The organism is Pseudoalteromonas sp. Of7M-16, from assembly GCF_022347805.1.
Taxonomy (GTDB): domain Bacteria; phylum Pseudomonadota; class Gammaproteobacteria; order Enterobacterales; family Alteromonadaceae; genus Pseudoalteromonas; species Pseudoalteromonas luteoviolacea_F.
The window spans coordinates 1-23,691 of the sequence record NZ_JAKRFY010000017.1; the positions used below are offsets into that span (position 1 = coordinate 1).

Consider the following 23,691-nt stretch of genomic DNA (forward strand, 5'->3'; position numbering starts at 1 on the left):
TTTTGTTGGAGCGGCACACGAGGTTCGAACTCGTGACCTCGACCTTGGCAAGGTCGCGCTCTACCAGCTGAGCTAGTGCCGCTTCATAGTTTGCTCTAAGTTGTCCGCTGGAGCGCGACAGGTCGCGTCTAACGTTTCAGCAGCTGAGCTAGTGCCGCATCATATTTGCTTATTATTTAATAAGACTTTTTTGTTGGAGCGGCACACGAGGTTCGAACTCGTGACCTCGACCTTGGCAAGGTCGCGCTCTACCAGCTGAGCTAGTGCCGCATCACAGTTTGCTCTAAATTGTCCGCTGGAGCGCGACGAGTCGCGTCTAACGTTTTAGCAGCTGAGCTAGTGCCGCTTCATAGTTTGCTCAGATATTTTGAACAAAACCCGCTTAATCAACTCGCTCTTAGCCTTAAGAGCTTGTCGTTTCAAGCGGGGCAGGATTCTACAAGATACAAAATGCTTTGCAAGCTTTTTTTATAAATTGAAGAATTTTTCTTGATAAACCTTCAACTCCATAATGGAGTCTTTGATATCGTCTAGCGCTAAATGCGAGCTTTTCTTTTTGATATCATTTAAAAGTTCTGGTCGCCAACGCCTTGCAAGCTCTTTAATCGTGCTCACGTCAAGGTTGCGATAATGGAAGTATGCTTCAAGTTCTGGCATATACTTGTGAAGGAAACGACGGTCCTGCCCGATGGAGTTACCACACATAGGTGATTTGCCCGGCGGTACCCACTGCTTCAAGAAGTCGAGAGTTTGTGCTATCGCGTCTGCTTCGCTAAAAGTACTCGCTTTACAGCGGGCTGTTAACCCTGAGCGGCCATGTTGATTGGTACACCACTCATCCATATTATCAAGCAACTCATCACTTTGATGAATCGCGATCACTGGACCTTCAGCAAGCACATTTAAATCGCAATCTGTTATCACAGTTGCAATTTCGAGAATTTTATCTGTTTTAGGTTCTAGCCCTGTCATCTCTAGGTCGAGCCAGACCAAGTTTGATTCATGAAAAGACATACATTACCTTAACGGTACTTTCCTTTAGATCCAATGCAATTAGATATATCATATTAGCTTCATCACTCGACCAAAAGCTTTTTTTTACAAAGCGGGGCATTTTTATTGAGTTATAGCCTATGAATGGCTTATACACCAATCATTCGCAATAATTCGTCTCGTGAGTTTATAGATATGGCAAAACGTAAAAAACTCAGTCAAGGCCAATCCAGACGGATAAAGGCCAACCAACAAAAACGTTTGGCTAAGGCCAAACACAGTGAAACTGCTGAATTACAGTGGCAATCAGACAACCTCGGACCAACCGAGACAGCTATTGTTGTAAGCCGCTTTGGCCAACATGCGGATGTTGAAGTCGAAGGAGGCGATGTCCTGCGTTGCAACATTCGTCGCACCGTCGGTAGCCTTGTATGCGGTGACAATGTTATTTTCCGCCGGGCAAAAGTAAGCGAGGGAGATTTAGCTGGCGTTATTGAAGCTGTTGAAGAAAGACGGTCTCAACTCACCCGTCCAGACTTCTACGATGGCGTGAAGGTGGTCGCAGCCAATATTGACCAAATATTAATGGTGTCAGCGGTTGTACCCGAATTTACACCTCAAATTATTGATAGGTACCTAGTTGCATGTGAAGACATGGGTATTGAGCCCATATTGCTGCTCAATAAAATTGATCTACTTGATCAAGAAGGCCTCGAGTATGTCGATGAGGTGCTTGATATCTATCGTGATTTGGGCTATCGCGTGCTACTTGTTAGTAACAAATCAGGTGAAGGTATTGATGAGCTGAAAGATTTATTAAAAGACAAAAATAATATTTTTGTCGGACAATCAGGCGTCGGTAAATCCACCTTGGTCAATACCGTTTTACCCGACGCCGATATACTCACGCAGGAAGTCTCCGAAAATAGCGGCCTTGGGCAGCATACTACGACTGTTTCAAAACTCCACCATCTGCCTACTGGCGGCAATCTCATTGACAGTCCAGGGATCAGAGAGTTTGGCTTATGGCACTTAGAAGTAGAGCGCGTCACTTGGTGCTTTAAGGAATTTAGAGAATTTATCGGCGGATGTCGCTTTAGAGATTGCAAGCACTTAAATGATCCAGGCTGCTTAATCACCGAAGCCGTTGAGCAAGGCGCAATCAGTGAACTGCGTTTTGACAGCTACCACCGTATCTTAGAATCAATGGCTGATGGCCGTGCAGGTGCACGTGCACCCAGAGTTTGATATTATCCATCATCGGATTTAGATAAGTTAAATTAAATAATGCCAATGGCAGCGGATACGCTCTTGGCAAGATACTTCAGGAAAATAATGTGAACTTGGATAAAATAAAAATTGCAATGCAATATGCGCTGCCTAAACACGCGGTGTCACGTTTAGTGGGGAAACTTGCCGCAGCCCAAGCCGGCGCGCTTACAACTCAATTGATCAAGCTGTTTATCAAACAGTATAAGATTGATATGAGTGAGGCATTGTACGAAGATCCTGCGCATTATAAGACCTTCAATGAGTTTTTTACTCGTCCGCTTAAACCTGGTATTCGCCCGTTAGCGACTGAAGAGCATATCATCGCGCACCCTGTGGATGGGGCGATTAGCCAGTTAGGAGATGTAGTTGATGGTCAAATTATCCAAGCAAAGGGCCATGATTATAGCCTGCAAACACTGCTAGGGGGTAATGAACAAGACGTCGCCCCATTCCTTGGTGGTAAATTCGCGACTATCTATTTGGCGCCTAAAGACTACCACCGCATTCATATGCCAGTAGATGGTGTACTTAAAAAAATGATTTACGTGCCCGGAGACCTTTTCTCCGTAAATCCATTAACAGCACAAAATGTTCCAAACCTTTTTGCTAGAAACGAACGAGTCGTAGCTATTTTTGATACTGAGATTGGCCCTCTGTCTATGGTTCTTGTTGGTGCGACCATCGTAGCGAGCATCGAAACAATCTGGGCTGGTACAGTAACTCCACCAGCTGGCAAAGATGTATTTAGTTGGGATTACCCTACGGATGGGCCGCAAGCAATTAAATTGAAAAAAGGTGATGAAATGGGCCGTTTTAAGCTCGGTTCGACCGTCATTCTATCGTGGGGTCCAGAAACCGCTGAATTCCTCGCGGATCAACAGCCTGAAACGGTGACAAGAATGGGCACGCCATTTGCGACTATCAATCAATAACAAACGTAAAAGGCCCACTCTGGGCCTTTTCATGTATCTTAGCCAGCACTTTGCGTAAATTGATTTAATTACACACTTTACATGCAGGGTCTTTCGCTAAAGCAAACCGCCTTTGCATAAGCGTTAATGCATCAATGCTCACAAAAAAGCTCTCCCCTTTTTGCAAACCTAATATCGCGTTACACACAGCTTGTGCTTGCATTGAACCAACCATACCCAACAACGGGCTCATCACCCCTGCATTTTGACAGTTGAGACCTTCACGACTCTGCTCTGTTTCAGGAAATAAACATGCGTAACATGCACTCTGTTCACGGTAATCAAAAAAGCCAAACTGACCACTGGTGGCTTGCGCTGCCCCCGAGATCAACACCTTGCCATTATCAAAGCAATATTGATTGAGTAAATAACGTGTGGCGAAATTGTCACTACAATCCACGACCCAATCAACCTCTTTTAATTGCGCTTCAATGTTATCTTTGGAGAGGCGTAGATTATATGGATTGAGTTGAATATCATTGTTCAAACTTGCCAACACTTTTTTAGCAGCAAGACTTTTGCCTTGACCCAAATGATTAACTTTATACAAGATTTGACGCTGCAGATTAGACAACTCGACTTTATCATCATCATAAAATGACAAAGTACCGATGCCACTGGCCGCCAGATAAAATAAAACAGGGCTACCTAGCCCGCCGCAACCAATAACTGCTACATGAGCTGATTTGAGCTGTATTTGGCCTGCTTCTGTGACTTTATCTAACAAGATATGCCGACTGTACCTCAGCCGCTCTCTATCGGTTAATTCCTCACTCATGGCTCGCCTATAGCCTGCTTAAGATTGACAATAGCTTGCTCAGGTGACTGCGCTTCAGTAATTGCACGTACAACTGCAACACTGCCGACTCCTGTGTCTGCCACTTCACTGGCTCGCCCTAAATCGATCCCGCCAATAGCAACCGTCGGGTACTCCGACTTCATTAATGGTACGAAATGACGCAGCTTCTCTAGCCCTTGAATTTGTCCCGTCATATCTTTGGTTGTGGTTGGGTAGATAGCACCAAAGGCCAAATAACTTGGGCGGTAATTGTGCGCGCGTAGCATTTCATAAAAACCATGTGTCGATAAGCCTAAACGTAACCCAGCTTGTTTAATGGCATTTAAATCCGCAACATTTAAGTCCTCTTGTCCCAAGTGCACACCATAAGCACCGTGCTTTATCGCAAGTTGCCAATGATCATTGATAAACACACGACCACCATAGGTGTTACCAAGCTCTATTGCTTTAGCAATATCCTGTTCAAGGGTTGGAGAGTCAGCATCTTTGATGCGAAGCTGGACTGTTTTAACGTCATGCTTTAAACAAAGCTCAACCCAGTCAAGGGTATCAACAACAGCATATAAACCTAAATCACCCTCAATAGGCGCGAACCCAGCCGCATAGTTGTAATCATCTGGCACACAAAACTCAAGTTCATCACCCAACCAACTCCCCGCTTCAATAACTTGTGGATAGTCGCCGATGTTATGAGGAAACGCAGTATGTGCCACCGGTCCAATACCTTCGCCGTAGCGTATCGCAGATTTTAAGCCCGCATTGATATACGCCTTACCTAAGATAAAAGCATCTTTTAACGGGTACCCTTTTGCTAAACTTGCTGCGATCACGGATGACAAACTACACCCAGTACCATGTGTGTGCGGCGTGTTTATTGACTCATTCCCCAGCCAATACTCTTCTTCTTGATGCCAGCAGTAATCAATGCAATATCCCTTTGGATAATCCCAATGTCCACCTTTAATCACCACAGATTGAACGCCAAATGCACGCAATTTTTCAGCCGCTTCTCGCACCGCATCAGGTCCGATCAAATACACACCTGTCAATAATTGGGTTTCATGTGTGTTTGGCGTTATCACATCGATCAAGGGAAGCAAGTGGGTTTTCAGCGCATCAACGGTATCTTCTTCGGTCAGCGCATCACCACTTGTCGCGATGGCCACAGGATCATATACCACAGTGGGTGGCGTGTCCCAACGTTGCTTGTAGCGTGATATATGCTCAGCAACGAGCTGAATTTGCTGTACATTAGCAAGCATGCCAATCTTTATGACTGACGCTTTCATATCGGATTCAAGCGCCAATAATTGCGCTTCGATCACGTCTGTAGATACCGCGTTGAGAGATTCTACACCCAAACTATTTTGCGCAGTCAGTGCAGTTATCGCCGTGCAACCTTGTACTCCAAAACTGTGCATTGCTTTTAAATCAGCTTGAATTCCTGCTCCACCTCCCGAGTCAGAACCAGCGATACTCCAAACAACTTTCGACACTTTAACTCCTAAATTCTTTAATTTTGATGCCAAAAAGGCATTCCCATAGTTGGGGTTGAAGGCGCTGCGACTTCTTTTTCAGGCATCGCTTTTGCTACATAGCCCATGCGACCGGCTTCAACAGCGTGGGAAAATGCTTTTGCCATTTTAACCGGATCACCTGCCCCCGCAACAGCACTGTTTAGTAGCACCGCATCATAACCCAGCTCCAACGCAGTACAGGCGTGTGACGGCACGCCTAAGCCTGCATCAACAATCAGGGTGTGCTCAGGTAAACGCTCTCGTATGGTTTTCAGGTTATATGCGTTAATTAAGCCTTTCCCCGTACCAATCGGCGCTCCCCAAGGCATCAGTACTTCACAGCCAAGATCCGCTAACCTCTGACACAACACCAAATCATCAGTGCAATAAGGAAGTACTTTAAATCCCTCTTTTAGGAGTATTTCAGTGGCTTCCAGCAAACCGAATGGATCAGGCTGTAAATTGTATTCATCGCCGATCAATTCCAACTTGATCCAATCGGTTTTGAATACTTCTCGACACATTTGTGCCAGTGTTATCACTTCTTTTACACTGTGACAACCTGCTGTGTTGGGCAATACTTTTAGGCCTGTTTCTTTGATCAGCTGCCAAAAGTCTTCACCAGCAGATACTGAATTTTGCCTGCGCAATGAGACTGTCACTATCTCGGCACCTGAGCTGTGTATCGCCTGTTGCATAATTTGAGGTGACGGATACAAAGCAGATCCAATGAGCAGACGACTATCAAAGTATTCGCCGTATATATTCAATTGTTCGTGATCTGAACTACTCACTTAACCCCCCTGAATAGGTGAGAGGACTTCAATACTGTCACCACTGTTGGGCTTAGTGTCAGGAAGTTGTCCGGCTGGTACAAATTGGCCGTTTAACGCAACAGCAAAAGGCGGTTTCGCCCCTTTACTGACAATAATTTGCTGTAAAGACTGTTCGCTATCTACGCAAATAGCCTCTCCGTTATAAGTTAGATTCATAATAGCCCCTTTGAAAGTGCTTGCTGTACAACAACTGGCGCAAGTAAATAACCATGTCGATATAATCCGTTAATTGAAATTACATTATCTTGAATATCAATATGTGGATGATTATCTACAAAAGCAGGCCTCAAACCTGCGTTAAGCGACAACACACGCCCCTCGGCAAAACCGCTGTGCACGGTATATGCGGCCGACAATAACTCTAATGTAGAACGCACTGTAATATCAGCGGCATCTTGCGACTCTATTTCGGTTGCACCTATCACAAATTGATGATCCGGCTTGGGTGCGATATAGATAGGGTATCTTGGGTGCATCAATCGAACAGGACGCTGTAACTTAACTTCAGGCGCATAAATTCGTGCGACTTCACCGCGTACACCCCGCAGTCCAGGTTTATCCTGCTTTGCGCCGAAACCTCTGCAATCTATGATCCAGTCAAATGCTTGGTTGTTTACCTTACCCGTTTCAATTTTCGCCTCTTGAGCAAAGTGAAACTGTACGCCACGAGCAACAAGCGTATCATAACTGCTGGTAAAAAAAGCTTGGTTATCAAGTTGACCTTCACATGGCAAGAACAGCCCCTGACTAAATTTGCTGCCAAGTTCGGGCTCCAGTTTAGCAATTTCTAACTGATTAACGGTCTCAGCTCGATGCTGCTTTAGTGGCTTCAAACGCTGTTGAAAGCTCAGCAGATCGCCCCTATCTTGCTGATGGGCAACAATCAAACTGCCTTGTTGCTGAAAAAATACTTGAGAGTCTAATTTGGCCAGCAATTTTGGCCACATGGCGATGCTCTTTAAGCCTTGCTCTGCCAAGGCTTGATCGCAAATCACCGACTCTGCCAAAGGCGCCAGCATCGCTGCCGCTAAAGTACCCGCGCCAGTTTGAGCGTCTTGCGGATCTTTTTCAAAAATAGTTAGCTGATATCGCGCCATTAACTCCAACGCGACCACTCTGCCAACCAAGCCAAACCCAACGATAGCAACGGACGGTTTTGCTCCGTACTCTGTCATGAGAATTCCAGTTGTTGTGCGCTGCAACGAGATTGCAGCGCGATAAGGTTAAATGGCTTTGTGATAGATTTCAGAGCCAGTGCTCTTGAACTCTTCAGACTTTGCTTTCATTTCGGCTTCAACATCAACCATTTTTATTTCAATTGCATCGCCAACATTGTTTGGATCAATGCCCCGCGCTTCAAGCTCTTTTGCATAATCACGCACATCTTGGGTGATCTTCATTGAACAGAACTTAGGTCCACACATTGAACAGAAATGTGCAACCTTGCCTGATTCTTGCGGCAATGTCTCATCGTGATACGACAAAGCTCTTTCCGGATCAAGGCTCAGATTGAACTGATCGTGCCAACGGAATTCAAAACGCGCTTTTGATAATGCATTATCACGGATCTGTGCACCGCGGTGACCTTTTGCAAGATCGGCTGCGTGGGCTGCAATTTTATAGGTGATCAGGCCTTCTTTTACGTCTTCTTTGTTTGGTAAACCCAAATGCTCTTTAGGCGTTACATAGCATAACATTGCAGTGCCATACCAAGCGATTTGCGCTGCACCAATACCAGATGTAAAGTGGTCATAACCTGGGGCAATATCAGTCGTCAGCGGGCCTAGTGTATAGAAAGGCGCTTCGTGACAGTGCTTTAATTGCTCGTCCATGTTTTCTTTGATCATATGCATAGGAACGTGGCCTGGACCTTCAATGAATACCTGAACATCATGCTCCCAAGCAATTTTGGTCAGTTCACCCAAGGTGCGCAGCTCTGATAATTGTGCATCATCATTTGCATCGGCAATCGATCCTGGACGCAAACCATCTCCTAGCGAGAAACACACGTCATACTGCTTCATAATTTCACAGATGTCTTCAAAGTGCGTGTATAAGAAATTTTCTTTGTGATGTGCAAGACACCACTTCGCCATAATTGAACCACCACGCGATACAATACCTGTAACACGTTTCGCTGTCATAGGCACATAACGTAATAACACACCCGCGTGAATCGTAAAGTAATCCACTCCCTGCTCGGCTTGTTCAATTAAGGTATCACGGAAAATTTCCCAAGTAAGATCTTCTGCAACACCATTTACTTTTTCAAGCGCTTGGTAGATAGGCACAGTACCAATTGGTACAGGTGAATTACGCACTACCCACTCACGCGTTTCATGGATGTAGCGTCCTGTCGATAGATCCATGACGGTGTCTGCGCCCCAGCGAGTTGACCAAACTAGTTTTTCAACTTCCTCTTCAATTGATGAAGTCACTGATGAATTACCAATGTTAGCGTTCACTTTTACTAAAAAGTTACGGCCCACTATCATTGGCTCAGACTCAGGGTGGTTAATATTATTTGGAATAATTGCACGACCTCGAGCAACTTCAGAACGCACAAATTCAGGTGTTATAAAGTCTGGGATCTCTGCACCAAATGATTGCCCCTCATGCTGCTCCGCTAGCAACTCTTCGCGGATCTTTGCGCGCCCCATGTTTTCACGGATTGCCACAAACTCCATTTCAGGTGTAATAATCCCCTGACGTGCATAGTGCATTTGTGTCACATTTTTACCAGGCTTTGCACGGCGAATTTTAGGTAGGTTTTCAAAGCGGATATGATCTAACCCTTCATCAGCCATGCGTTGTTGAGAGAACTTTGAGGTTACCGAGTTCAATAACTCAGTGTCGTCACGATTAACGATCCAGTCTTCTCTATACTTAGGTAAACCTTCACGCACATTTAAGGTGAACTCAGGATCTGTGTAAGGACCAGACGTATCATATACCCTAACTGGTTCATTTTTTTCGTAAATAGGTTCCTCTTCAGTGCCCCCAACAAAAGAGTCGTTTAATGAAATTTCTCTCATGCCGACGCGAACGCCTTCCTGCTCTCCATCTACATAGATTTTTTTTGAGTTTGGAAACGGTTGACCTTTGAGGTTATAAATAAATTCCGAAGCCGCTTCGCGAGACTCGCGACGTGACAACTTGCTACTGTTATTTGACATGACATGCCTCATTGTTAGTTAAGGTGTCTTGTCAGAATTCCAAAACGGAAGAGATTGGGTTCACACAAGCAATTAAGATACATTAAGTACCTTACAACTTGGGTGATACAGGTGGATAGTTTGATTAGCACGACACTAACAAACTTGGCAGCCTTAGTATCCATACAAAGCATGGCGATACACTAGGACAGCTTGTTCCCTACGCAGGCATTAACCTGATCAGGTCCACGGATCCCGCAATACAGCGATCTCAGCCCACAAGGGCACTCCGACAAGTAACGAATTGAGTCAAAGTCTACTGAATGTCACAGCATTAGTCAAAGTGACCTTTTACCAATTTAAAGTGCCATTTTGAGTCGCCCAGCAAAACTAGTTCATTTTGACTATGTTGAAGCGGCACGCCAATTTGCAACATGTTTAAAAACGCTTGTTCGTGTTCATTTGTGTCCGGATCACACAGTTTTCTTGTCATGCCTATATCTGTGACAAACAGTTGCCCTTCTTTGACCTCCCCTTGGCCAAAAAAACGGTTGCAGCCAGCAAAGCCATTTACCCGAAACGCATCTAAAAACTCGATGCGGATAGGTTCATGTTTGGCGCCTGTATCTTTCGCTACAAACTGCCAACTAGAATATTTGAGTGTGTCAGCGTTTACCGTCCCTGTACTTGAGCATCCCATCAACATCACACTCAAAAAGCATAATAAAAAGGAAATTTTCATGGTAAACCAATCGTTTGATAATCAGTGTTAATTATAACGCTTGGAGTCACATAATAGGCAGTAAAAATATGTAATAAATTGCCTATCTAGCCAAATTTTAAGAAAATAATAGGTCAATTTCCGGAGGTAGGAACGGACGACCTCGCTCATTCACCGATGTACCCGTTATAACCGCATCTAGCATCAGCTTTTCATCGCTGCTTCTTACTACTTTTTGATGAAATGCAAATTTTAATTTACTGACCTTTTCGACCTCTACTTCAACATAAAATGTATCACCCGGTCGCAGTGAATCTTTGTAATTCATTTCTGAGCGGATCACGACCAGGTTGACTTTTTGTTCAGCCAAAGCGGCAAAGTCTATGTTTTTGTATGCCAAGAACTCATGGCGCGCATGTTCCAAATAATTAAAATACACACTGTTATTCACGATCCCCTGCAAATCGCACTCATAATCTCTCACTTTAAAGTCAACTTTAAACGTCATATTTCGTCCTCTATATTGATTGCAAAAGTTTATATCACAAATATTCAGTCATCTGGTCGGGCTTTTGCTAAACTAGTGCGCAACTAACACGGGACACATATAAACGAATGAAATTAAAACTCTCTTTACTCACCCTTGGGCTGATGATGGCATTTTCAAGTTCTGCCGACGAGCAAACCTTAACAACAGAAAATAACATTGAAACCATCGAAGTTAGTGGCGATTTTCAACAAGAATCACTACAAACATTGAGTGCTAGTGCATCTGTCTTTGGCGAAGCGGAAATTTCCACTCGTGGCGCCAGCTATTTGGATGAAATCCTCAATAGTGCCGCTAACGTTAATTTTACTGCAGGCGCTTCTCGCGGACGCTTCGTGCAGATCCGTGGGGTGGGCCTTCGTTCACAGTTTGTTGACCCCATAACGCCTAGTGTCGGCGTTTTAATAGACAACATTAACTATTCTGGATTAGGCGGCAGTGCCTTGCTGTTTGACGCCGACCAAGTCGCAATTTATCGCGGCCCTCAAGGGACTAAATTTGGTGCCGATGCCATGGGTGGGATCATCGATATTCACTCAAATCGCCCAACCCAAGCACCGAGCCTCAATCTAAAATTAGGTGCTGCAAACTATGGAACTCACGAAGCTGGCATTGCAGTCGGTACAGGCATATCGGAGAATATTACTGCACGCGCTAGCATTTACCAAAAACAGTCTGATGGTTTTGTCGATAACATCTACCTCAACGACGATACGCAAGATCTAGATGAAAGTGTCGCACGCTTTAAACTGAATTATGCAGCCAGCGATGATTTAAATCTTGGATTTGTATATCACCACATTGATATTGACAACGGCTATGATGGCTTTACCTTGGACAATACTCGCCAAAGCGTCGCAAGCCAACCAGGTAAAGACACTCAACAAAGTGACGCGTTCTCACTGACTGCCGATTACACTGGCCTATCGTCCGTCGATATTGAAATTCTCACCAGTGGCCTTCAAGCTGATACCGAATATAGCTATGACGAAGACTGGGTTTGTGCTGATACTGCGCAGCCAATCTTGTGTGAAGCAGGCTTGCATCCTGATCACCTTGAGTACTATGGTCAATACTTTGATGCCTATGTCCGCGATCATGAAAGGGGCTCTGCTGAGATCAGAGTTAAAAGTAAAGATAAATCATGGGTTATTGGCGTTGTCAGCCGCAGACATGATGTCGATTTAGATCGCCAAAGAACCAAATTTGGCAATCTGCCAACGCAATTCAAGTCGACCTTTGAAACCCAAAACCACGCACTATTTGCGCACAAAGTAACAGCTCTACAAGAGGATGTCAGGCTAGTCACTGGGATTCGAGTAGAGTCTTATACTAGCGATTACTTAGATAGCAACGCATTTGATCTTGAATCGGATGACATCATGGTCGGTGGTAAAGTGGCACTTGAATACCAAGTTGTTCCGCAAACAATGATCTATACCAGTTTAAATCGCGGTTATAAAGTGGGTGGCGTTAACGGTGAAGCACTCGCGAAAGCCAAAGACGATGGTATCTCTATCCCTCAATCAGGCTTTACTTTCGACCCCGAGTACCTCTGGAACCTCGAGTTTGGTGTTAAAGGCCAATCAAAAGACAAACGTCATACATTACACCTCACCGCATTTTATATGCACAGAGAAGATATGCAGCTTAAACAGTGGCAATTAGAAGGTGTGCAATTTGCCGGCTTTATTAGCAATGCGGGCAAGGGTAAAAATTACGGCCTTGAAATCGAAGGTACGAGTCAATTGTTTGATGCTCTCTCTTTACAATACAGCCTAGGCTACTTAGACACTAAGATTGAAGACTTTATTACTGTTAGTGGTGATGACTTTGATGGTCGAGAACAAGCACAATCACCAAAATATCAGTATGCATTCTCATTTGTTTATGATTTGAATGACAGCATCAGTGCTCAATTAGGCTTTGAAGGCAAAGATGACTATTTCTTCTCTGATAGCCATAATTCACAGGCGCCCAACCAAAACCTGATCAACGCCAGTGTGTCTTATTACAGCGACAGCTGGAGCCTAACGGCATGGGGCAGAAACTTAGCAGATAGAGATCTACCTGTACGTGGTTTCGAATTTGGTAATGACCCGAGAAACGGCTGGGCAACCAACACTTATGTGCAATATGCTGAACCGAGAGTATACGGTTTAACATTTAACTATACGTTATAATAAAAACGGCGCTCAAAGCGCCGTTTTTTTATTTCCAGTCCGTTACTCGGCATCTGGTAAGTTTCTACCGTAGAATACTTCTTGAATTTCTCGGTTTAACTTATGGCGAATTTCTTCTTCCTCTTGCTCCGATAACTCATCCGTCGTAATACCAAATAAGTAGGTATTGAGATCTGTTTCTTTGAGCATCATTTTAGTGTGGAATAAATTCTCTTGATACACATTAACATCCACCATTTGGTAAGCGTCTTTTGTATCATCTGTCATAAAGTTTTGGATAGAGTGAATTGGGTGATCAATGTAGTGTTTTACACCATTCACATCTCTCGTAAAGCCACGCACACGATAATCGATCGTCACAACATCGGACTCCAATGAGTGGATCAAAAAGTTCAGTGCTTTCAAAGGCGAAATGATACCACATGTCGATACCTCAATATCGGCACGGAATGTACAAATACCATCGTGAGGATGCGCTTCAGGATATGTGTGAACACATATGTGGCTTTTGTCTAAGTGTGCAACCACTGAATCTGGCAAAGGTCCAGGTGTTTCTTGTGAGTGAGGTACAGTGCCTTCTACAGGTTCTTCTGATACTAAGATTGTTACACTAGCCCCTTGCGGGTCATAATCCTGGCGAGCAATATTAAGTACATTGGCACCGATAATATCAACCACTTCTTTAAGAATATCGGTTAGGCGATCAGCACTGTACTGCTCATCGATATATTCAATATACTCTTTTCGCTGTTGCTCAGTTTTGGCGTAACAGATATCGTAGATACTAAAGCTTAAACTCTTTGTTAAGTTGTTAAAGCCATGGAGTTTAATTTTATTAAAGGGCTTGTTCACGATAGACCCACCTTAAAACAAGAAAATCTGCACTGCAGAACTAAAAGTTCGCGGATTTTATACGAAAAATAGCAGCTTAAAAAGCGTTATTTTTATCCGCCTTGTACAACCTCGTGGGTATGTGTAATTTCAACTGCTTTTTCAAGCATTAAGGCAACTGAACAGTACTTTTCAGCAGATAAATTGACTGCGCGAGCTAGGTGCTTTTCCGACACATTATCACCAGTAACTACAAAGTGTAGATTGATTTTTGTGAATACTCTAGGCGCTGATTCAGCGCGCTGTGCTGTCAGTTCTACTTCGACGCTCTGTACGCTTTGTTTTGCTTTTTTTAGAATACTCACCACATCCACAGAAGCGCAGCTGCCAGCTGACATCAAAACCATCTCCATGGGACTGGGTGCCGCACTATCCGCACCAGCATCAAATACCACATTATGCCCTGAGTTCGACAGCCCTAAAAACGTATCTCCGCCAACCCACTTCACACTTGCTTTCATATAGCACCTCCCTAAACGAATAACACCGCCCAGCAGGCGGTGTTTAAAAATACAATAAATTAGATTAAGACTACTGGATGGCTGAATCAAATAAGTTCTTCACCAGCCCAGCAAACTCTTCGATAAACTCTTGCTGTTCTTCTGTAACACGTTGATCTACTACGCTCGACAGCACTTCCTGTAAGTCGTATACAATGCCATCAACTTCGCGCACAATCAAGCTACGCTGCTCCGTTGACAGGCCAGTGTGCTGTTCGCATAAACGAATTACGTGTTCCGCAATTACGTCTTCTATTAATTCGACGACCTTAGGTGCATTTGGCTTTACCACACCCGGCTTTTCAAACAAGGCTAAATTTTGTGTCAGATACATGACTAACTCATCATATCCTTGTTTATCTAAAACCATATATTGCCCACCTGAGTTTACCAATGACATCTCCTATTGATTTAAGCAGAAACTTGATCTGATTGCTACTTTTGAGCGGCCCAGAAAAATAAAAAAAGCAGCAAATGCTGCTTTTTTAAGAATAAAGCGTGAGGCTAACCTCACACATCACAACGTTGCACAAAACAACATTGTGAATTACCTAATGAAGGTAATTTTAATCTAACGATAGGCCTGGACTCAAGCTTCCTGGTAATGTAACTTTTTCAAGTTCTACAGAGGCAACCGGATATGCACAATAATCAGCTGCATAGTAAGCACTTGCCCTATGGTTACCTGATGCCCCAATACCACCAAATGGTGCTGCACTTGAAGCACCAGTGATTGGGCGGTTCCAGTTCACAATACCTGCACGAATACGACGTAAGAAGTGATCATAATCAGCTTCATTGTCACTCAATAGACCCGCAGATAAACCAAAACTCGTGTCATTAGCAAGCTCAATAGCTGCATCGAAGTCTGTATAACGGAATACTTTAAGAAGAGGACCAAAGTGCTCATCATCAGGGAAATCAGTTACATTTGTGCACTCGATAATACCCGGAGTTACAAAGCCAGTGCCTTGAGTTTGCTTAAGCTCCAATAAGATCTCACCACCTAGCTCAACAAGCTGTTGCTGTGCAGCAACCATGCCCGCAGCTGCTGCAGCTGAGATCATTGACCCCATAAACGGCTGTTCAGCGTCGTCAAAGTTACCAATCTTGATTGCTTTAGTCGCGCGCAGCAACTGCTCTAGAATCGCATCGCCCTGCTCGCCTTGTGGCAAGAATAATTTGCGCGCACAAGTACAGCGCTGACCGCTTGAAATAAACGCCGATTGAATAATATCGTGTACAACCGCTTTGGTATCAGTTACATCTTTCACGATAAGTGGGTTATTGCCACCCATTTCAAGTGCTAAGATTTTACCTGGCTGGCCTGCAAACTGCTCATGAAGGAAATGACCAGTGCGAGATGAACCAGTAAAGAATAACCCGTCAATGCCTTTATGTGACGCAAGCGCTTTACCTGTCTCTACTTCACCCTGAACTAGGTTAATAACACCCGCAGGTAGGCCTGCTTTTTCCCATAGTTTTAGCGTTAGCTCTGCTACATATGGTGTCATTTCAGAAGGTTTGAATACTACTGTATTACCAGCCAATAGTGCAGGTACAATATGACCATTAGGTAAGTGACCAGGGAAGTTGTAAGGGCCAAATACAGCCACAACACCATGTGCCTTGTGGCGGATCACAGCGCGACCTACTGGCATCGCATTTTCCACAACACCAGTACGCTCTTGATAAGCCTTTTCTGAAATGGCAATTTTACCTACCATTGCGCCAGCTTCAGTACGCGTTTCCCAAAGAGGCTTACCCGTTTCTTTTGCGATCGCAATAGCAAGCTCTTCACTGTTTTCTTTCAAAACGTCGGCAAAACGTTTAACTACATCTAAACGCGCTTCAAAAGTTAGGTCACTCCAAAGGTAATATGCTTCGCGTGCCGCTTTTACTGCGCCATCAACCTGCTCCGCAGTCGCTGCGTTTGCTGACCAAATTTGTTCGTTGTTTGCTGGGTTGATAGACGCAAATTCTGCGCCTTCACCCGCTGACCATTTACCATTGATAAATTGTGCTGCATGAGTTGTCATAATTCTATCCCAATTAAAGAGTTGCGATGCTAACAGTGTCGCCTTCAGCTACCTGAAGCGCATTTGCCAATTCTGCCGAGATGGTGATTTCGTCACCGCCCTGAGGCACTTCAAGCTCAACTGCCGTAGCACGATAGCCTGCAAGTTTATCATTAGCAATAAGTACTGGGGAACCATTTGTGTGCTCTGTTCCTTCTTTGGAAATGCACACTTTGAAAAATTGCGTTGCACGAATAGTACGAATATTGTCAACTTTCGCTTCAACTGTAGGGCCTGCATCGAAAATATCGACATAGCCATTGAAAGTAAAACCTTCACCTTTCAAAAGCTCAATCGCAGGACGTGTATTATCGTGTACTTCACCAACAACAGCTTGAGCTTCTTCACTCAGCAGGTTGACATAGATAGGATACTTTGGCATCAACTCTGCGATAAATACTTTCTGACCAATGCCAGTCAGGTAATCTGCGGTTGGAAAATCCATCGAAAAGAAGTGCTCTTCTAACCACTTCCAAAATGGGCTACTGCCATTCTCATCCGATACACCACGCATTTCAGCAATGACTGTTTCCGCAAATCGTGATTTATGCTGATTTATAAACATAAAACGTGACTTGGACAAAAGCTTACCATTTAAGCCTTTGCGGTACTTATCTTTCAAAAATAGAGTACATAGCTCTGTCGCACCGGTGTAGTCATTACACAGCGTTAGAATATCCACTGCTTTATAAACATTTAAAGTGCGAGAAGAATGGATAACTTTACTCAAATGATAGTGGTAAAACGCGTCGTCCAGCCCCACTGCAGCTTCAATTGCACTGGTGCCTACAACCTCTCCCGTTTCTGAATCTTCAAGCACGAACAGATACCCTTCATCAAATGGCACATCTGTTTCTTTACTGAAAGACGTCATTGAACGTTCAATCTTGTTTTGTAACAACTCTTCATTTAGAGGTAATGAAGTAAAACCATGCCCCGACTCTTGGGCAATGTTCAAAAGCGCTGGATAATCGCTTTTTTGGATTGGGCGAAGGATCATCATGAGCCCGCTTACTCCTCAGTAAACCTTTAGACAGGTGGCGCTCAACAGAACGCCACGTTGGTTATCGCTATGGTTTGCGCGACAACTTATGCGTTGTTTTCTACAACGCGAGCAACCGCTCTTTCGAAGCGAGCCATACCCTCACGGATATCTGCTTCTGGCACCACTAGAGATGGTGTAAAACGAACCACGTTTGCACCAGCAACCAGTGACATAACGCCTTCTTTAACACCCTCAGTTAAGAACTCTTTAGCCTTACCTGCATACTTCTCTGTTACCACACCACCAATCAATAGACCTTTACCACGGATCTCAGAGAACACTTGGTACTTATCATTGATCGCTGTCAACAGCTCACGGAATAACGCTTCTTTTTCTTTCACGCCATTCAACACTTCAGGTGTATTAACTGTATCAAATGCAGCTTCAGCCACAGCACACGCCAGCGGGTTACCGCCATAAGTTGAGCCGTGAGTACCAATCTTAAGGTGCTGCGCAATCTCTGTAGTTGTGATCATACCACCAATTGGGAAACCACCACCCAGTGCTTTTGCAGTTGTTAGGATATCTGGTGTAACACCAAGACCTTGGTATGCATAAAGCTCTCCTGTACGGCCTACACCTGTCTGTACTTCGTCAAAAATCAGTAACGCATTGTGTTTGTCACAAAGTTCGCGTACACCTTTCACAAATTCAGCTTCAGGAGAAACGATACCACCTTCACCTTGTAGCGGTTCCATCATCACAGCACATGTGTTGTCAGAGATTAGCGCTTCAAACGCAGCTAGGTCGTTGTAGTCACAGTGTACGATATCGCCAGGTTTTGGACCAAAACCATCTGAATATGCCGCTTGACCACCCACAGTTACAGTGAAGAAAGTACGACCGTGGAAACCTTTATTAAAGGCAATGATTTGAGACTTTTCAGCGTTGAATTTATCAAGCGCCCAACGACGAGCTAGTTTCAGAGCTGCTTCGTTCGCTTCAGCACCTGAGTTCGCAAAGTAAACTTTGTCAGCAAATGTCGCATCAGTTAGCTTCTTTGCCAGTCTTAGTGCAGGTTCATTGGTCATGACATTAGATAAGTGCCAGATTTTTTCGCCTTGCTCTTTAAGTGCAGAGACAAGTGCAGGGTGACAGTGACCCAAACAGTTTACAGCGATACCACCTGCAAAATCGATGTATTCACGACCTTCTTGGTCCCATACGCGAGAACCTTCACCTTTCACAGGGATAACAGCAGAAGGTGAATAGTTAGGTACCATTACTTGATCGAATAATTCACGATTAATAGTCATTTTAATTCCTCATTTTAGCGAGTTCAGCACTGAAATTTGAGTGGCCGGCATTACACGAAATCACCTTAAGCAATACTGTAAAAGATCCGAATTTACCCAAATTGGCGCAAATTTCATACGCACATTATTCCAAAAAAATACCGGTATGTCTCATATAAAACATTCCTGTAAGCCTTGATATTCAAGGCTTTAGTATATTTTTTCATGAACAGTGAATAACTATTAGCGACATGATTGGATACGCCCCCATCATACAAGGATTTTAGTCGATCCTTTGCGATGGGGCGAATGAATGAATAAGCGTGAAAAAATTTCCAGTTTTTTTACAAAATTGTCAGCTGAAGGCTCTGTAGAGACGTTTTTTCCAACAATTTTTCTTCTTTATCGGTTAAATTGAGATAGATGAACCAATCTTTTGCTTCATCTGGTTCAATTAAATGACTGTCTTTTAAAAGTTGGTATTGCGCATACCCATACGCTTTTTTCAATACCTGCGTTAAAGGTAACAATTCAGCTGTATTATTATTCACGTCAGGCAAATAACTTTGCGCGAACTCTGACATGGCAGCATTAAAAGGTAAGTACTTAAACGACATTTGCTCGATCAATCGCTGAGATACAACCGCCGCATGCTCTAACAGTAAGTTTCTCAAAAACAGGGGATCTGGTCCTAGCTCCAATAGCGCTGTGTGCAAATCTTTTTGATTTTTATCTCTGGCAATCTTTACCTTTGCCTGCCAAACACGTTCAAACGTCCGAAGGTATAGACGGGTCAATGCAATTTTGCCCAGATCAAGTAACATCCCCAAAGTAAAGGCGTGCTGCTCTTTGACATCATAGAGTGGGGCAAGAGCTTTGGCTGCTATCGCGCTGGCCATGCTCACGTCTCTTAGCTTTCTTTTTAATAATGGGAAGGGCTCAGTTGAATGTGGCATCCAGTGACGCACGGCAAACGTTGGGATCACCATTTGCAAGTTTTCCAGACCCAAATAGCGCAAGGCCAATGCGGGTGTATCGACTTTAACCGACGTGCCTTTACTGTTTACTTTGCGATATTGCGGCAAATTGACCAGCGATACTAAGTCTCTTCCCAACCATGACAAATCATTGACCAGAGGTTCCAAACGACCAACTGATGCAGATTTAACCGCAAGAATATCCAATACGGTTGGAACCGCATCTTGCACGCCAACAACATCGGTATAGATAGAATCTAAGTCGCTTAATTGAGTCTCTATTCCACTTTCAATAACTTGGTGTAAATGATTACTCGCTTTTGCAATGTACTTGTGATGACTGGTGCTTTTTTCTTGACGTTTTGCCGCAGCCGCGAGCTCTACTTCAAGCATTGTTCGCTGTGGAATAGACTCACCAAAGTTCATGTCAAATGTGTGAATATAACCTATCTGCTGTTGAGCAAAGTTATGGCTAATTAGAACGTCATGTGCACGCTGAGCGATTGCTTTAGCAATGTGTGACTGCCTAATATCTTGTGTCATCAATTATAGTCTTTTTCGGTATATTAAAAGAAAGCTCTTTAAAGGTTAGAAGCGAGCAATAAAGTTATCAAGTAGTCTTAATCCATACTCAGTTAAGATTGCCTCTGGGTGGAATTGCACACCTTCCAATGCAAGCTCAGTATGGCATAAGCCCATAATTTCATCTAGTTTCCCTTGTTCTGTTTGGGTCCAGGCAGTCACTTGTAATGTACTGGGTAAAGTCGCAGCATCTACCGCAAGAGAGTGATATCTACATACATTAAAGTGGCTAGGCAGGCCTGCAAACATACCTTTATCTGCATGATAAATTCGCGACACTTTTCCGTGCATCACTGATTTCGCTCGATGTACGCGTGCACCTAAAGCTTGTGCAATCGTTTGATGACCCAAGCACACACCTAAAATCGGGAAGTGCCCTTGTAATTGTTGTACAACCTGCAAAGAAACACCGGCTTCATCAGGACTGCACGGCCCAGGTGATATCACAATGTGATCGGGATTAAGTTGCCTAATTTGCGAAATAGATATTTCATCATTTCGCTTGACCAAAACGTCTTGATCTAACTTTTGAAAATACTGAACGAGGTTAAATGTGAACGAGTCATAGTTGTCTATCATTAATAACATTCAGCGTTTACCTCTAAACTTTTAAGACTCACCATTGTGCATACTACATCAATATCCAACCTACCCCTCTGTCACGCTCTTAATAAAGGTAGACAGCTAGGCAATAGCTACATAAGGCGGGCATAGTAACACATTTTGTCAAACCACTGGCAAAACCTCTGAGTGCACTCATCTCAATTATCACTTTTATGCAATAGTGACACACAACCTGTTACATATGACCACTGGACAAATAAGGAAAAAACGAAAATAGTTAAGCGGTGCATACAACTATAAGGAAAAAGAAATGAAATTCACAATCAAAAAGAAATGCATCAAAAACTTATCTGAAAATCAGGCCATCAACGCTCAAAAAACCCAACTCGTTGCCGGTGGCGCATTTAAGTCTCCAGACAATGACTTCTCCGCAGGCCAGGATGTAACTTGTAAAACAGCATAAATAAGCATAAAGCTGGGCCCACACTACCGCGACCCAGCTTTATTCCACACAGCTTTATTGAAAAACTACGTTTTCACTACCTGGTAACGCTTTGAACTCCTCAAGCAGTTTATCGCAATCTTGCAGAATTTGCGCTTCAAGTCGCTCCTCTGCGCGCCAGCGCTGCGTATCCATTTTAAAAATCTCTTTTTTCGAGTACTTTTTACGCGCATCGTGTGTAGGCATTTCCTTCACTTCGTCATACATTTCGTACACCCCAGGGTAGACTTTTTCTAGTACCACCTCTGAGTCAAAACTGTATTGAGAGATCAGGACCCAAACCCGCAAACACCCCTCAGAATATTCGCACTGCTTTTGCTTCATGGCTTTGGCGATTAGGTTAATGCTATCCGCCAACTTGCCATTTCGCTCTTGCCTAGACTGTTCAAGCTTTTGCGCTTGCTCTTCTTTCAATTTAGCAATCGTGTCATTCTGAACTTTGAGTTGCCACAGCAGCTTACCGGCATAAAATGCCAAACCCGCAACAATTAAAGCACCGACGACTAATGCGACTACCCACATTGTGCTCATCGCTCATCCTCATCATCACTTAACCACTCATCTGCCAGATCATTACTGACAAAATCCGCTAATGGATCAGCTTCGATCATATCTTCTTCTTCAAACTCATCATCAATGCCAAGGATCTCACACAACTCTTGATGACGTGCAATGGCACGGTTAAAGAACTTTGCATCTTTGCCTGTTAATAACTCTCCACGTTCATGACGTTCAAGTAGTTTCATCAGGCGTTCATCGTTTTCAAGCTGTTGCAACTCTTGCTCAAGGGTCAGCTCCGGTTCTTTTGCTTTAGTGAGCGATACTTGTGGTGTCAGGTGTCGCTTCAATTGCGGCTCAGTCTGCGGCTGAGCGGCCTCAGGTATTAACGCAATCTTTTTCTTGCTGCCTGCACGCGGATCTTTCTGTGATCCAGCCTGCGACTTGATCTCAATTTTGGCTTCTTGGGCATTTCTCGAGCCCGCTTTATTTCCTTTGTTCTTTTTAATACGCTGCTCTTTCATAGCGCGTAATTCATGAAGCTTTTCCTTACTTAATCTCGGTGTGCCGTTTTCACCTAACTTGCGTGATTTTTTCTTTCTAGTCATGCTTCTCTACCATCTACTTTTGCCACCTCTTGCTTACTTAGAATGATCACGTCATTGCCAATAAACTCGAGCTTGGTGCTAAATTGCTTTGCTATATATTCAAACGTTTCGCGACTAAAAAATGAGATATGTGTTTGGTCATTCTTGTAATGCCAAGATGCAAAACGTTTCGGATCTATTACTAGTTTGGTCATCAATGCAAGTGGAGCGCCGGGCTTTAACATTGCCAATAACTGCGTCAGCACAGCCTTAGGGTGCCCAACATGCTCTATCACTTCTGTACACGTAATAAAATCATACTGTCGCTGCAACACTTCTGGGTTGTCAGCATAGTATAAATCATACAGTGCGACTGAATGCCCAACCTCTTCAAACATCTTTGCCAACAGAGGCCCCGGACCACACCCAAAATCAAGCCCATGTTGATGGCCTTGCAAACGCGAGTTAACGGGCTCAAACACACGCGATAAAAATCGGCGGTACCCCGTATCATCTAAGTCGTTTTCATGACTGTCATAAATGGCTTTTTCTTCTTGAGGAGATAATCTGTCACAGGCCGCCACACAGACTAATTTACATTGCTGGCACTGCCAGTAATCGCGAAACTTGTCTTGGTGATAATGTTCGAGCAACTCTGACTCACAGAGGCCACATTGGAGCTTTTGTGGATTTTGCAAAGGTGATGAACCAAACGTACTTAAAAGGAGTATTGTAACAGCAATTAAAAAGTGTACAAATAAAAAGACGGCAGAGATTACTCTCTACCGCCTGCTAATCTGAGCGTCACAATCCGGACACTTCTCCCTTCGACTTTTAGTCTTTATTTTTCTTATTATTTATCTTCCATTTTGTTTTTATTGTACTTCCGTGAGACTTTCCATATTGTTTTTGTTATCAAACTTCCATTGCTTTTTTTCTTTTCGGTCTTCCTAACGCTTTTGTAATCATCCTTGTTAGGTTGTATTCAAATGAACACATAATATATGCCGTCTACGCTTCCGTTTCGAATTGTCCCTGTTTTTGTATTGTCTCGACGACAGGGATTAATCTACGCTTATTTTAAACAGTTACAACTAATCAATAACAAAATTATTACCTTAGCAACAGCCGTTAAAATAAAAACAAATTAAATACATAGACTTACACAAAAAAACAAATTCAATTTGCGTTAAGTCCTACAATTTAGGAACGTCACTATCTTACACACAAAGTGAGAA

General features: G+C 43.6%; 24 protein-coding genes, 2 tRNA genes and 1 riboswitch. Of the genes, 4 read left to right on the forward strand and 22 right to left on the reverse strand.

Annotation, left to right across the window (positions count from 1 at the left end; translation table 11 throughout):
- Positions 1 to 6: 6 nt before the first annotated feature.
- The 3 genes from MHN81_RS16965 to orn form a co-directional block, all read right to left on the reverse strand.
- Positions 7 to 82: transfer RNA gene (locus MHN81_RS16965), tRNA-Gly, on the reverse strand.
- A 112-nt stretch (positions 83 to 194) separates the two neighbouring features.
- A tRNA-Gly gene (locus MHN81_RS16970) sits at positions 195 to 270 on the reverse strand.
- A gap of 198 nt (positions 271 to 468) precedes the next feature.
- On the reverse strand, positions 469 to 1,014 hold the full coding sequence (orn, locus tag MHN81_RS16975) for an oligoribonuclease (RefSeq protein WP_023397748.1): 546 nt from the start codon (positions 1,012 to 1,014) through the stop codon (positions 469 to 471).
- Between the two features lie 174 nt (positions 1,015 to 1,188).
- Between orn and rsgA the strand changes: the two genes are divergently transcribed.
- Both rsgA and asd read left to right on the forward strand, forming a co-directional pair.
- On the forward strand, positions 1,189 to 2,241 hold the full coding sequence (rsgA, locus tag MHN81_RS16980; RefSeq protein WP_239426322.1) for a small ribosomal subunit biogenesis GTPase RsgA: 1,053 nt from the start codon (positions 1,189 to 1,191) through the stop codon (positions 2,239 to 2,241).
- 89 nt (positions 2,242 to 2,330) lie between these two features.
- Positions 2,331 to 3,197 (forward strand): archaetidylserine decarboxylase, encoded by an 867-nt coding sequence (gene asd, locus MHN81_RS16985; RefSeq protein WP_023397746.1) that lies wholly within the window; start codon positions 2,331 to 2,333, stop codon positions 3,195 to 3,197.
- A gap of 64 nt (positions 3,198 to 3,261) precedes the next feature.
- Here the strand turns inward: asd and MHN81_RS16990 are convergent, their stop codons facing one another.
- The 8 genes from MHN81_RS16990 to MHN81_RS17025 all read right to left on the reverse strand — a co-directional run bounded on the left by MHN81_RS16990 (position 3,262) and on the right by MHN81_RS17025 (position 10,772).
- Positions 3,262 to 4,014 carry a HesA/MoeB/ThiF family protein gene (locus MHN81_RS16990; protein WP_023397745.1) on the reverse strand — a complete coding sequence of 251 codons (753 nt, stop codon included), beginning with the start codon at positions 4,012 to 4,014 and terminating at the stop codon, positions 3,262 to 3,264.
- Positions 4,011 to 5,531 (reverse strand): bifunctional hydroxymethylpyrimidine kinase/phosphomethylpyrimidine kinase, encoded by a 1,521-nt coding sequence (gene thiD, locus MHN81_RS16995; RefSeq protein WP_239426289.1) that lies wholly within the window; start codon positions 5,529 to 5,531, stop codon positions 4,011 to 4,013. Before thiD ends, MHN81_RS16990 begins: the two co-directional genes overlap by 4 nt.
- A 17-nt stretch (positions 5,532 to 5,548) precedes the next feature.
- Positions 5,549 to 6,346, reverse strand: a complete 798-nt coding sequence (locus MHN81_RS17000) for a thiazole synthase (protein ID WP_023397743.1) — start codon at positions 6,344 to 6,346, stop codon at positions 5,549 to 5,551.
- Entirely contained in the window at positions 6,347 to 6,544 is a 198-nt protein-coding gene (gene thiS, locus MHN81_RS17005; protein WP_023397742.1) for a sulfur carrier protein ThiS, read from the reverse strand.
- Positions 6,541 to 7,563 (reverse strand): FAD-dependent oxidoreductase, encoded by a 1,023-nt coding sequence (locus MHN81_RS17010; protein ID WP_239426290.1) that lies wholly within the window; start codon positions 7,561 to 7,563, stop codon positions 6,541 to 6,543. Before MHN81_RS17010 ends, thiS begins: the two co-directional genes overlap by 4 nt.
- Before the next feature lie 48 nt (positions 7,564 to 7,611).
- On the reverse strand, positions 7,612 to 9,564 hold the full coding sequence (gene thiC, locus MHN81_RS17015; protein ID WP_023397740.1) for a phosphomethylpyrimidine synthase ThiC: 1,953 nt from the start codon (positions 9,562 to 9,564) through the stop codon (positions 7,612 to 7,614).
- Positions 9,565 to 9,743: 179 nt separating this feature from the next.
- Positions 9,744 to 9,845: riboswitch (TPP riboswitch) on the reverse strand.
- A gap of 32 nt (positions 9,846 to 9,877) precedes the next feature.
- Positions 9,878 to 10,285 carry an META domain-containing protein gene (locus tag MHN81_RS17020; RefSeq protein WP_052027333.1) on the reverse strand — a complete coding sequence of 136 codons (408 nt, stop codon included), beginning with the start codon at positions 10,283 to 10,285 and terminating at the stop codon, positions 9,878 to 9,880.
- A 97-nt stretch (positions 10,286 to 10,382) separates the two neighbouring features.
- The gene (locus tag MHN81_RS17025; protein ID WP_023397738.1) at positions 10,383 to 10,772 is read right to left on the reverse strand and encodes an acyl-CoA thioesterase; all 390 of its coding nucleotides are present in this window, start codon (positions 10,770 to 10,772) and stop codon (positions 10,383 to 10,385) included.
- Positions 10,773 to 10,879: 107 nt separating this feature from the next.
- Between MHN81_RS17025 and MHN81_RS17030 the strand changes: the two genes are divergently transcribed.
- Positions 10,880 to 12,994 (forward strand): TonB-dependent receptor plug domain-containing protein, encoded by a 2,115-nt coding sequence (locus tag MHN81_RS17030; RefSeq protein WP_239426291.1) that lies wholly within the window; start codon positions 10,880 to 10,882, stop codon positions 12,992 to 12,994.
- A 42-nt stretch (positions 12,995 to 13,036) separates the two neighbouring features.
- Here MHN81_RS17030 and speD read toward each other — a convergent pair whose 3' ends face one another.
- The 8 genes from speD to MHN81_RS17070 all read right to left on the reverse strand — a co-directional run bounded on the left by speD (position 13,037) and on the right by MHN81_RS17070 (position 20,890).
- A complete protein-coding gene (gene speD / locus MHN81_RS17035) occupies positions 13,037 to 13,846 on the reverse strand; it encodes an adenosylmethionine decarboxylase (RefSeq protein ID WP_023397736.1) in 810 nt (269 codons plus the stop codon).
- Between the two features lie 92 nt (positions 13,847 to 13,938).
- Positions 13,939 to 14,346, reverse strand: a complete 408-nt coding sequence (locus tag MHN81_RS17040; protein WP_023397735.1) for an OsmC family protein — start codon at positions 14,344 to 14,346, stop codon at positions 13,939 to 13,941.
- A gap of 70 nt (positions 14,347 to 14,416) precedes the next feature.
- Positions 14,417 to 14,755 carry a DUF3802 family protein gene (locus tag MHN81_RS17045; RefSeq protein WP_172642397.1) on the reverse strand — a complete coding sequence of 113 codons (339 nt, stop codon included), beginning with the start codon at positions 14,753 to 14,755 and terminating at the stop codon, positions 14,417 to 14,419.
- Between the two features lie 196 nt (positions 14,756 to 14,951).
- The gene (astD, locus tag MHN81_RS17050; RefSeq protein WP_023397733.1) at positions 14,952 to 16,424 is read right to left on the reverse strand and encodes a succinylglutamate-semialdehyde dehydrogenase; all 1,473 of its coding nucleotides are present in this window, start codon (positions 16,422 to 16,424) and stop codon (positions 14,952 to 14,954) included.
- 13 nt (positions 16,425 to 16,437) lie between these two features.
- Entirely contained in the window at positions 16,438 to 17,466 is a 1,029-nt protein-coding gene (astA, locus tag MHN81_RS17055; protein ID WP_023397732.1) for an arginine N-succinyltransferase, read from the reverse strand.
- Positions 17,467 to 17,552: 86 nt separating this feature from the next.
- On the reverse strand, positions 17,553 to 18,764 hold the full coding sequence (locus MHN81_RS17060; RefSeq protein WP_023397731.1) for an aspartate aminotransferase family protein: 1,212 nt from the start codon (positions 18,762 to 18,764) through the stop codon (positions 17,553 to 17,555).
- A 323-nt stretch (positions 18,765 to 19,087) separates the two neighbouring features.
- Positions 19,088 to 20,263: an HDOD domain-containing protein gene (locus tag MHN81_RS17065; protein WP_239426292.1), complete on the reverse strand. Its 1,176-nt coding sequence runs from the start codon at positions 20,261 to 20,263 to the stop codon at positions 19,088 to 19,090.
- A 45-nt stretch (positions 20,264 to 20,308) separates the two neighbouring features.
- On the reverse strand, positions 20,309 to 20,890 hold the full coding sequence (locus tag MHN81_RS17070) for an aminodeoxychorismate/anthranilate synthase component II (RefSeq protein WP_023397729.1): 582 nt from the start codon (positions 20,888 to 20,890) through the stop codon (positions 20,309 to 20,311).
- Positions 20,891 to 21,176: 286 nt separating this feature from the next.
- Here MHN81_RS17070 and MHN81_RS17075 point away from each other — a divergent pair, with 286 nt between their 5' ends.
- Positions 21,177 to 21,329 (forward strand): hypothetical protein, encoded by a 153-nt coding sequence (locus tag MHN81_RS17075; protein WP_023397728.1) that lies wholly within the window; start codon positions 21,177 to 21,179, stop codon positions 21,327 to 21,329.
- A gap of 54 nt (positions 21,330 to 21,383) precedes the next feature.
- Here the strand turns inward: MHN81_RS17075 and MHN81_RS17080 are convergent, their stop codons facing one another.
- Genes MHN81_RS17080 through MHN81_RS17090 form a run of 3 tightly spaced genes read right to left on the reverse strand, consistent with a single transcriptional unit; the run spans position 21,384 to position 23,151 of the window.
- A complete protein-coding gene (locus MHN81_RS17080; RefSeq protein WP_023397727.1) occupies positions 21,384 to 21,899 on the reverse strand; it encodes a DUF2489 domain-containing protein in 516 nt (171 codons plus the stop codon).
- Complete coding sequence (gene yihI, locus MHN81_RS17085) at positions 21,896 to 22,474, reverse strand: Der GTPase-activating protein YihI (protein ID WP_023397726.1); 579 nt, start codon at positions 22,472 to 22,474, stop codon at positions 21,896 to 21,898. Before yihI ends, MHN81_RS17080 begins: the two co-directional genes overlap by 4 nt.
- Positions 22,471 to 23,151: a class I SAM-dependent methyltransferase gene (locus MHN81_RS17090; protein ID WP_036975103.1), complete on the reverse strand. Its 681-nt coding sequence runs from the start codon at positions 23,149 to 23,151 to the stop codon at positions 22,471 to 22,473. Before MHN81_RS17090 ends, yihI begins: the two co-directional genes overlap by 4 nt.
- Positions 23,152 to 23,691 lie beyond the last annotated feature (540 nt).